Source organism: Vibrio sp. NC2, assembly GCF_025195005.1.
In the GTDB taxonomy this organism is placed as follows: domain Bacteria; phylum Pseudomonadota; class Gammaproteobacteria; order Enterobacterales; family Vibrionaceae; genus Vibrio; species Vibrio splendidus.
Genome location: NZ_JANVFC010000045.1, coordinates 1 through 1,567, shown reverse-complemented (window position 1 = coordinate 1,567; position 1,567 = coordinate 1). Strand labels below are relative to the sequence as shown.

Below are 1,567 nucleotides of genomic sequence, written 5' to 3'. Positions count from 1 at the left end.
TATCTTCGTATAAGGAGGTGATCCAGCCCCAGGTTCCCCTAGGGCTACCTTGTTACGACTTCACCCCAGTCATGAACCACAAAGTGGTGAGCGTCCTCCCCGAAAGGTTAAACTACCCACTTCTTTTGCAGCCCACTCCCATGGTGTGACGGGCGGTGTGTACAAGGCCCGGGAACGTATTCACCGTGACATTCTGATTCACGATTACTAGCGATTCCGACTTCATGGAGTCGAGTTGCAGACTCCAATCCGGACTACGACGCACTTTTTGGGATTCGCTCACTATCGCTAGCTTGCTGCCCTCTGTATGCGCCATTGTAGCACGTGTGTAGCCCTACTCGTAAGGGCCATGATGACTTGACGTCGTCCCCACCTTCCTCCGGTTTATCACCGGCAGTCTCCCTGGAGTTCCCGACATTACTCGCTGGCAAACAAGGATAAGGGTTGCGCTCGTTGCGGGACTTAACCCAACATTTCACAACACGAGCTGACGACAGCCATGCAGCACCTGTCTCAGAGCTCCCGAAGGCACACCTGCGTCTCCGCTGGCTTCTCTGGATGTCAAGAGTAGGTAAGGTTCTTCGCGTTGCATCGAATTAAACCACATGCTCCACCGCTTGTGCGGGCCCCCGTCAATTCATTTGAGTTTTAATCTTGCGACCGTACTCCCCAGGCGGTCTACTTAACGCGTTAGCTCCGAAAGCCACGGCTCAAGGCCACAACCTCCAAGTAGACATCGTTTACGGCGTGGACTACCAGGGTATCTAATCCTGTTTGCTCCCCACGCTTTCGCATCTGAGTGTCAGTGTCTGTCCAGGGGGCCGCCTTCGCCACTGGTATTCCTTCAGATCTCTACGCATTTCACCGCTACACCTGAAATTCTACCCCCCTCTACAGCACTCTAGTTCACCAGTTTCAAATGCAGTTCCGAGGTTGAGCCCCGGGCTTTCACATCTGACTTAATGAACCACCTGCATGCGCTTTACGCCCAGTAATTCCGATTAACGCTCGCACCCTCCGTATTACCGCGGCTGCTGGCACGGAGTTAGCCGGTGCTTCTTCTGTTGCTAACGTCAAGAGATAACGCTATTAACGTTACCCCCTTCCTCACAACTGAAAGTACTTTACAACCCGAAGGCCTTCTTCATACACGCGGCATGGCTGCATCAGGCTTTCGCCCATTGTGCAATATTCCCCACTGCTGCCTCCCGTAGGAGTCTGGACCGTGTCTCAGTTCCAGTGTGGCTGATCATCCTCTCAGACCAGCTAGGGATCGTCGCCTTGGTGAGCCATTACCTCACCAACTAGCTAATCCCACCTAGGCATATCTTGACGCGAGAGGTCCGAAGATCCCCCTCTTTGGCCCGTAGGCATTATGCGGTATTAGCCATCGTTTCCAATGGTTATCCCCCACATCAAGGCAATTTCCTAGGCATTACTCACCCGTCCGCCGCTCGACGCCCATTAAATCCTCCGAAGAATCAATAATGTCGTTTCCGCTCGACTTGCATGTGTTAGGCCTGCCGCCAGCGTTCAATCTGAGCCATGATCAAACTCTTCAATTTAA

1 rRNA gene is annotated in these 1,567 nt (G+C 53.0%); it reads right to left on the bottom strand.

Annotated elements, in window-relative coordinates:
• Positions 1 to 10 precede the first annotated feature (10 nt).
• Positions 11 to 1,565: ribosomal RNA gene (locus NX845_RS23340) — 16S ribosomal RNA — on the bottom strand.
• Positions 1,566 to 1,567: the final 2 nt, after the last annotated feature.